Source organism: Pseudomonas sp. RL, from assembly GCF_000647775.1.
GTDB classification, from domain to species: Bacteria; Pseudomonadota; Gammaproteobacteria; order Pseudomonadales; family Pseudomonadaceae; genus Serpens; species Serpens flexibilis.
Genome location: NZ_JBOY01000139.1, coordinates 1 through 8,420, shown reverse-complemented (window position 1 = coordinate 8,420; position 8,420 = coordinate 1). Strand labels below are relative to the sequence as shown.

Below are 8,420 nucleotides of genomic sequence, written 5' to 3'. Positions count from 1 at the left end.
AACGACCCCCACCATGTCAAGGTGGTGCTCTAACCAACTGAGCTATGTGCCTTCGAGGCCGCGCATTCTACGCAAATGGCGCGGCTTGTCAAAGGCAGATTCGCATCAGGCGCTACTCCACCTTGTCGGTGGCTTTTTCCACCTCCTCCATGCGCTGTTCATAGCGGGCGCATTCGTCCTGCAGGCCCTGGTCGGTGCGCGCCAGGCTGTCTTCGCGGCGCTTGAGCTCCATGTCCTTCAGCTCCTCGTGAATCTGCTGCGCCTTCTGCGGATCGCCGCCGGTGGATTCGTGGATTTCCTGCGCCAGCTCGCCGGCCCGTTCGCGGGTGTCCCGCGGGGTACAGTCGCGCTCCTGGGCCCAGGTCGGCGCGCTCAGTCCCAGCAGGATGGCGGCGGCCAGTGCGGTGAGGTGTTTCATGGCAGTTCCTCCGTACTTCGAGATGGTGCCTTCGCAGTGGAGTGCCCCGCAGTCCAGTCGTTCGTGACGGGTGACGGGCGTTTCTAGGCACTGCGCAGGAAGTGCACGCTGAACAGCTGCTCCGCATCCATCCACAGCGCCTTCCCCTGGAAGCCGGCGCGCTCGGCCAGGCGCAGGAAGCCCTCGGGGCTGTACTTGTAGGAATTCTCGGTGTGCAGGCTCTCGCCCGGTGCGAAGCTGAAGGTGTGGCCCTCGATGCGCACCTGCTGCGCCAGCGGGCTGACCAGATGCATCTCGATGCGGGATTCGAGCGGGTTGAAGAAGGCCCGGTGGCGAAAGCGGCGTGGCTGGATATCGCTGTCCAGCTCGCGGCGGATGCGTTCCAGCAGGTTGAGGTTGAAGGCGGCGGTGACACCGGCACGGTCGTTGTACGCGGCTTCCAGCCGGTCGCGGTCCTTGAGCAGGTCGACGCCGATCAGCAGGCCGCTGCCGCCCGGCAGCAGCCGGCGCAGGTGACGCAGGAAGTCCAGCGCCTGGGCGGGTTCGAAGTTGCCGATGCTCGAGCCGGGAAAGAACGCCAGCGGCCGCGCGCGCATGAACGCCTGGGGCAGGCGCAGCGGGCGGCAGAAGTCGGCGCAGGCGGCATGCACCTCCAGCCAGGGATAATCAGCGGCCAGCCGGCGGGTGCTGTCGATGAGGAATTCGCGACTGATGTCGATGCCCAGGTAGCGACTCGGCTGCAGGGTTTCCAGCAGCAGGCGCACCTTGCGGCTGGCGCCGCTGCCCAGCTCCAGCAGCGGCGCCTCCGGCCCGGCCAGGCGCGCGATCTCGTCGCAGGCTTCGGCGAGAATGGCCTCCTCGGTGCGGGTCGGGTAGTACTCGGGCTGCTCGCAGATCTGCTCGAACAGCCGCGAGCCCACGGCATCGTAGAAGTGTTTGGGCGAGGTTTGCTTGGGGGTGGCGGCAAAGCCGGCGAGGATTTCATCGCACAGGCTGGCGCTGCGCGGGTGATGGTCGTGGTAACGCACCGTGGCGGTTGCTGTCATGCGGTTTCGTCCCGGGCCAGGCGCAGGCCGCTGAAGGCCCAGCGCATGTGTGGATAGAAGAAGTTGCGGTAGCTGGCGCGCAGGTGATCCGGCGGGGTGACGCAACAGCCGCCGCGCAACACCTGCTGGCCGCACATGAACTTGCCGTTGTATTCGCCGAGGCTGCCGCCCAGGGGCTGGAAGCCGGGGTAGGGCAGGAAGGCGCTGGCCGTCCATTCCCAGACATCGCCGAACAGCTGCGCCGGCTGGGTGCCAGGCACGCCGGGCGAGGGTTGCGGGCGCAGCAGGCCGGCGTCGAGGAAATGCCCACTCACCGGCAGCGTCTGGGCCACGGCTTCCCACTCCGCCTCGCTGGGCAGGCGCGCGTCGGCCCAGCGTGCGTAGGCATCGGCTTCGAAGAAGCTCAGGTGGCAGACCGGCGCGGACAGGTTCAGTGGCTGCAGGCCAGTCAGGGTGAACTCTCGCCAGCCGCGCTCCTCGTCGTGTCGCCAGTACAGCGGCGCCTGCCAGTTCGCCTGGCGCAGCGTCGCCCAGCCGTCGGAGAGCCACAGCTCGCTGCGGCTGTAGCCACCGTCCAGCAGGAAGGCCAGGTAATCGGCGTTGCTCACCGGGCGGCTGGCCAGGCGAAAGGGTTCCAGCCAGACCTTGTGACGCGGTCGTTCGCAGTCGAAGGCGAAGCCGTCGCCGGCGTGGCCTATCTCCACCAGCCCGCCGGCATGGCTGTGCCAGCGCAGCGGCGCGGGCGGTTGCTCGGAGACGGCCGGCAAGTCATCCCGGTAGGCCGGCGCTAGCGGATTGAGCGAGAAGTTGTAGAGCAGGTCCATCAGCAGCAGTTCCTGGTGCTGCTGCTCGTGCTGCAGGCCCAGCTCCAGCCGCTGACACAGGGTTTCCAGCTTGCCGGGCGGCGGATGGTCGAGCAGGTCCTCCATCGCCAGGTTGACTACCCGGCGCCAGTTGAGCACCTCGGCGACCGTGGGCCTCGACAGCAGCCCGCGCTGCGGGCGCGGGAACGGCTGGCCGTGGGTCAGGTAATAGGAATTGAACAGCAGGTCGTAACGCGGGTCCGGCGTGCGGTAGCCGGGCTGATAGGGCAGCAGCAGGAAGGTTTCGAAGAACCAGGTGGTGTGCGCCAGGTGCCATTTCGGCGGGCTGGCGTCAGGCATGCCCTGGATGCCGTAGTCCTCGATGGCCAGTGGCGCGCACAGCGCCTCGCTGGTGGCGCGCACTTGGCGAAAGCGCTCACGCAGGCGTTGCAGCGCCACGTCGGGATCGTTCTGTGTGTGAAGCGCCTGAGCCGGCATGGTCCCTCCGTTAACCCTGAACCCAGGGAAAACGACCGGGGAATGGCCGGCAAAGTTCGCCCGGGCTGGCTGACCGGGCACGGCTTTGGTGGGAGCGAATTTATTCGCGAGCTTCTGGTATCAGCCACGGAAAGGCTCGCGAATGAATTCGCTCGCGCAGTCGGCGCCCGTCGGCTTGCGTGTTGCCCGGCGCGGGCCCAGCATAGGGCCCCTGTTTTTTCGCTGTTCCCAAGGATTCCTTCCCATGTCCATCGACGCTACGGTCGCGCCCGTCAAGCGCGCCGAGCAGGCGCGCGGCGACGTTGCCGTGATCCGCGACCTGCTGCCCTACCTGAAACCCTACCTCGGCCGCATCCTGCTGGCGCTGGGCCTGGTGTTCGCCGCCAAGCTGCTCAACCTGCTGGTGCCGTTCGTTCTCAAGTACATCGTCGATGACCTCAACGTCGAGCCCAGCTTGCTGCTGCTGCCGGTCGGCCTGCTGTTCGCCTACGGCGCCTCGCGTATCGGCGTCACGCTGTTCACCGAGCTGCGCCAGGTGGTGTTCGCTCGGGTGATGGCACGCACTTCGCGGCAGGTCACCCTGCAAGTGTTCCGTCATCTGCACGCGCTCTCCCTGAAGTTCCACCTGGGCCGGCGCACCGGCGGCGTGGCGCGCGATGTGGAGCGCGGCGGCTCGGCGATCGCCGACCTGCTGGACTGGACGCTGTATTCGATCATCCCGATCCTGCTGGAAGTGCTGCTGGTCACCCTGGTGCTGGTCTGGGTCTACGACTGGCGCTTCGCAGCCATCACCCTGGCCACGCTGGTGGCTTATGCGGTGTGGACCTTCTCGGTGACCGAGTGGCGCACCCGCTACTACCGCGCCTCGGTGGAGGCCGACACCCGGGCCAACGAGCGCGCGGTGGACTCGCTGCTCAACTATGAGACGGTCAAGTACTTCAACAACGAGGCCCACGAGGCGGCGCGCTACGACGAGAACCTGCGCACCCTGGAGGAAACCAAGGTCAAGGCCACCACCAGCCTGGCGGTGCTCAACCTGGGCCAGGCGGCCATCGTCTCCATCGGCGTCACCGCCATGATGTGGCTGGCCGCCGCCGGCGTGGTGGCCGGCAACATGACAGTGGGTGACCTGGTGCTGGTCAACGCCTACCTGCTGCAGCTGTCGGCGCCGCTGTTCCTGCTCGGCATGATGTACCGCGAGGTGAAACAGGCGCTGACCAACATGGAGCGCCTGTTCGGCCTGCTCGACGAGCGCCAGGACGTGCAGGACGCCCCGGATGCAGTCGCCCTGGACAGCCGCCGCCCGACGGTGCGCTTCGAAAGCGTGCGCTTCGGCTACGATCCGCGCCGCGAGATCCTGCATGGCGTGGACTTCGAGATCCCCGCCGGCGGCACCGTGGCGGTGGTTGGTCACTCGGGCTCGGGCAAATCCACCCTGGCGCGCCTGCTGTACCGCTTCTACGACGTGGGCGAGGGGCGCATCACCATCGACGGCCATGACCTGCGCCAGCTGACCCAGGCCTCGCTGCGCGGCGCCATCGGCATCGTTCCCCAGGACACCGTGCTGTTCAACGACAGCATCTACTACAACATCCGCTACGGCCGCCCCGAGGCGACGCGCGAGGAGGTGGAGGCCGCCGCCCGCGCCGCGCACATCCACCGCTTCATTGAAAGCCTGCCGGATGGCTACGACACCCAGGTGGGCGAGCGGGGTCTCAAGCTCTCCGGCGGCGAGAAGCAGCGGGTGGCCATCGCCCGGGCGATCCTCAAGAACCCCAGCATCCTGATCTTCGACGAGGCGACCTCGGCGCTGGATTCCAAGTCAGAGCGCGCCATCCAGGCCGAGCTGGATCGTATCCAGGTGGGGCGCACCACGCTGGTGATCGCCCACCGGCTGTCCACGGTGATGAATGCCGACCAGATCCTGGTGATGGATGCCGGCCAGGTGGTCGAGCGCGGCAGCCACGCCGAACTGCTGGCCCGCGACGGTCACTACGCGCAGATGTGGCGCCTGCAGCAGAGCGAGAAGGCGAAGGAGGCGGGTAATTAACAGGCCGTCGAAAACGTAGGCGAGGCAGGCAAGACGAGGCAGAAACAGCCGAGGACGCGCAGTTGGTGTTCTAAATGAGCAGGCCGAGGCTGTTTCTAACGAAGGATTGTCAACGCAGGTAGTTTGCAACCGCTAGAGGCCGGTGCTTACCCAGGACAGGGTCACCGCCAGCGCCAGGCTGAGCGCGCCGAAGCGGGTGAAGAAGCCGTCCACGCGGTGGCGGGCGGCGAGCATCAGGGCTTCCTGGAAATTGCCCTGGACCAGGCGCAACTTGAACTGCGACCGACGCCGCTGGGTCGCCAGCAGCAGCCAGGAACCGGCCAGCGCCATGAGCAGGGCCAGGGCATTGAGAATCTGCGCCGGATAGGTGAGGGGAATGCTCCAAAGAGCCTGCAGCGACATCGTTCACTCCCGCTTCAGGTAAACCCGAAGGTTGTAAAAAGCGGGGGATTTTAATCAGGCGCAGCGGTGGGCGGGGTGTTTTCCGACCGGCGTCGATCCGTGCGACGGTGCATCGGCCCGACTTCCCGGGCCGGGAATCGTAGGGTGGACAACGTCTTTCTTGTCCACCCATGCGCGGCACGGCGCACCTGGCCGGCCGCACCTGGCCGGCCGCACCTGGCGGCGCGTTGGTGGATCGGTGAAGCGCGATCCACCTACGTCTACAGGTGCGTCGGTTTTACTCCGCGAGCATCTGCCCGATGGTCGGGTCCTTGAACAGGCGGGTCAGGGCGTCGCTCAGCACATCGCTGACCAGGCGGGTGTTGGTTTCCTGGTTCGGCGCCATGCCGAAGCGCTGGTTCAGGGTGGCGGTGTAGCGACCGGTGTAGCGGCGCCCGCTGTTCTGCACCTCAGCCTGCATAACGGCGGCGATATCCGCCTCGGTGACATACACGCCTTCCTTGGGCGACTGGTATTTGAGTTCGGCCAGGGTCACGGTCAGGCGCGGCACGTCACGGGCGTCCGGCGTCGGTGTAAAGCCCAGCAGGCGCACGGCGGCTTCGGCCTGGGCCTGCAGCTGCGGCAGGACGTTGGCGCTCGGCACGCTGATGGCACTGGTCTCCGCGTACAGACCGCCGCGGGTGCCCAGGTCCGGCGAGGCACGTCCGTCGGCGACATGCACCACCACCGGCTGGCCCTGGCCGACCGCGGCCAGCTCGGTCTTCAGCTTGGGTTGCGGGGTGAGTTGCTGCGGGCTCAGGGCGCAGCCGGTCAGGGCCAGGCTGACAACAGCGCAAAGCACCAGCGGAAAACGCTTCGACATGGTTTGGCTCTCCATAAGAAATGTTCAGGACACGCGATGGCGTCCGCGGCCGGGCAGTATACGCGAGCGGCCGCTGCGCTTCTGCTCACGCGGGCGCGGTGCATGGCCCATGCGCCGATGGTCGGATGCCCGGCGTGACAGGTTCACGGCATACTCGCCGGCGGGGTAAGAAAGTCGCCGCTAAACGGCCCCTCTTTCCGAAAACCATCGGTATAATCCCCGCCCAATTATAAAGGTCGCCTCCTGCGTGACTGCCCACCGGCATGTCCCACGCCAGAGAGACGCCCGCTAGGTGCTGCCCTAATGCCCCGTCACCCGAACGGTTCGTTCAGTGACTGAAACACCTGTCCATGGATAGCAGCGTGTTGCGGTCAGTGACGAGAAGTGTGTGTCTGCGGCAGCCGACCCCTTGAGGTTCACGTCTCCAAAAGAGCGTGAGAAGACGGTTTTTCACTACTTCACGAGAGTGTGGCGAGCAAATGAAGACTCTGGCATTGGTACACCTGCCAAACGACTCGGATATGCACACCTGACGCGCGGCCTGCTGGTCGCCGGGACCCAGGCCTGAGCGCCGGTCCTATCCATTGGGCATCCGCCCCTGTCAGGTTTCGGGACTCCCCTTGCGATTCTCCCCGGCCCTGAACGCGCTTTGCGCCAGGAGCGTCTGCCGTTGAACCTAGGTGTTGCAGATTTGGAGAAGCGTTAATGGCGCACAACGAAAACGAAGCTCTGGATGTGGTGCTGGTTGGCGCCGGCATCATGAGTGCCACCCTGGCGGTCCTGCTCAAGGAGCTGGATCCCGGGCTGAAGCTGGAAATCGTCGAGCAGATGCCCTCCGGCGCAGTGGAAAGTTCCAATCCCTGGAACAACGCTGGTACCGGCCATGCCGGTCTGTGCGAACTGAACTACACCCCGCAGGCCGCCGATGGCTCCGTGGACATCAAGAAGGCCGTGCTGATCAACAGCCAGTTCGAAGTGTCCAAGCAGTTCTGGTCCTACCTGGTGGCCAAGGGCGCCCTGGATGCACCGCGCACCTTCATCAATCCGGTTCCGCACATGAGCTTCGTGCGTGGCGCCAAGGACGTGGCCTTCCTGAAGACCCGCCAGCAGCAGCTCAGCGCCCACCATGCGTTCGAAACCATGGAGTACACCGAGGATCGCGAGCTGATCGCCAAGTGGGCGCCGCTGCTGATCCCCGGCCGCGACGCCGACGAGCAGATCGCCGCCACCCGCGTGGAGCGCGGTACCGACGTCAACTTCGGTGCGCTGACCAATGAGCTGCTCAAGCACCTGCAGAGCCTGGATGGCGCCCATGTCGGCTACAACCAGCGCGTGAAGAGCGTCGAGCGTGACGGCGAGGGCTGGTGTGTCACCGTCAAGAACACCCAGGACGGCAGCCAGCGCGCGCTCAAGGCCCGCTTCGTGTTCCTCGGCGCCGGTGGCGGTGCGCTGCCGCTGCTGCAGATGTCCGGCATTCCGGAAAGCAAGGGCTTCGGCGGCTTCCCGGTCAGCGGCCAGTGGCTGCGCTGCGACAACCCCGAGGTGGTGGCCAAGCATCAGGCCAAGGTCTACAGCCAGGCTGAAGTCGGTGCTCCGCCGATGTCCGTGCCGCACCTGGACACCCGTGTGGTCGACGGCAAGAAATCCCTGCTGTTCGGGCCCTACGCCGGCTTCTCCACCAAGTTCCTGAAGAACGGCTCGTTCCTCGACCTGCCGCTGTCGATTCGTCCGGGCAACATCGGCCCGATGCTGGCCGTGGCTCGCGACAACATGGACCTGACCCGCTACCTGGTGAAGGAAGTGATGCAGTCCATGGAGCAGCGCCTGGATGCCCTGCGCAAGTTCTACCCCGAGCTGGATCCGGCCGACTGGCGTCTGGAAGTGGCTGGTCAGCGCGTGCAGATCATCAAGAAGGACCCGAAGAAGGGCGGCATCCTGCAGTTCGGTACCGAGCTGGTGTCCGCCGAGGACGGCAGCATTGCCGCGCTGCTGGGTGCTTCGCCGGGTGCTTCGGTGACCGTGTCGATCATGCTGCAGCTGATCGAGCGCTGCTTCCCCGAGCAGGCGGCCGCCTGGGCGGGCAAGCTGGAAGAGATCTTCCCGGCACGCGAGACCGCGCTGCAGGAAAACGCCGCGCTGTACCGCGAAGTCACCGCGCGCTGCGACGAGAACCTGCAGTTGCGTAACGCCTGATTGGCGCCGCGTTGAACGAAACGCCCCGCTTTTAGCGGGGCGTTTTTGTTTGGGCGGCGCACAGCCGGGAACGGCCGTAGGGTGGATCGCGCTTCACCGATCCACCATCGCACCGTCAGGCGCGGCCGGCTAGGCGCGGCCGGCTAGG

General features: G+C 66.2%; 7 protein-coding genes. 2 read left to right on the top strand and 5 right to left on the bottom strand.

What is annotated here, in order from left to right; all coding sequences use genetic code 11:
- Window positions 1-112: 112 nt before the first annotated feature.
- The 3 genes from AS93_RS0116635 to egtB form a co-directional block, all read right to left on the bottom strand.
- Window positions 113-418, bottom strand: a complete 306-nt coding sequence (locus tag AS93_RS0116635; RefSeq protein WP_027591644.1) for a hypothetical protein — start codon at window positions 416-418, stop codon at window positions 113-115.
- Between the two features lie 83 nt (window positions 419-501).
- Window positions 502-1,464: an L-histidine N(alpha)-methyltransferase gene (gene egtD / locus AS93_RS0116630; RefSeq protein ID WP_037009760.1), complete on the bottom strand. Its 963-nt coding sequence runs from the start codon at window positions 1,462-1,464 to the stop codon at window positions 502-504.
- Window positions 1,461-2,765, bottom strand: coding sequence for an ergothioneine biosynthesis protein EgtB (egtB, locus tag AS93_RS0116625; protein ID WP_027591642.1), 1,305 nt, complete (start codon window positions 2,763-2,765; stop codon window positions 1,461-1,463). The genes egtD and egtB overlap by 4 nt, the downstream gene beginning before the upstream one ends.
- A gap of 244 nt (window positions 2,766-3,009) precedes the next feature.
- On the opposite strand from egtB, the gene AS93_RS0116620 reads away from it, so the two are divergent.
- Window positions 3,010-4,815, top strand: coding sequence for an ABC transporter ATP-binding protein/permease (locus tag AS93_RS0116620; RefSeq protein WP_051587521.1), 1,806 nt, complete (start codon window positions 3,010-3,012; stop codon window positions 4,813-4,815).
- A gap of 132 nt (window positions 4,816-4,947) precedes the next feature.
- On the opposite strand, the gene AS93_RS0116615 is transcribed toward AS93_RS0116620, so the two are convergent.
- The gene (locus AS93_RS0116615) at window positions 4,948-5,217 is read right to left on the bottom strand and encodes a hypothetical protein (RefSeq protein WP_027591640.1); all 270 of its coding nucleotides are present in this window, start codon (window positions 5,215-5,217) and stop codon (window positions 4,948-4,950) included.
- A 277-nt stretch (window positions 5,218-5,494) separates the two neighbouring features.
- Entirely contained in the window at window positions 5,495-6,079 is a 585-nt protein-coding gene (locus AS93_RS0116610) for a YajG family lipoprotein (protein ID WP_027591639.1), read from the bottom strand.
- Window positions 6,080-6,784: 705 nt separating this feature from the next.
- On the opposite strand from AS93_RS0116610, the gene mqo reads away from it, so the two are divergent.
- Entirely contained in the window at window positions 6,785-8,272 is a 1,488-nt protein-coding gene (gene mqo / locus AS93_RS0116605) for a malate dehydrogenase (quinone) (protein WP_027591638.1), read from the top strand.
- The last annotated feature ends 148 nt before the right edge of the window (window positions 8,273-8,420 follow it).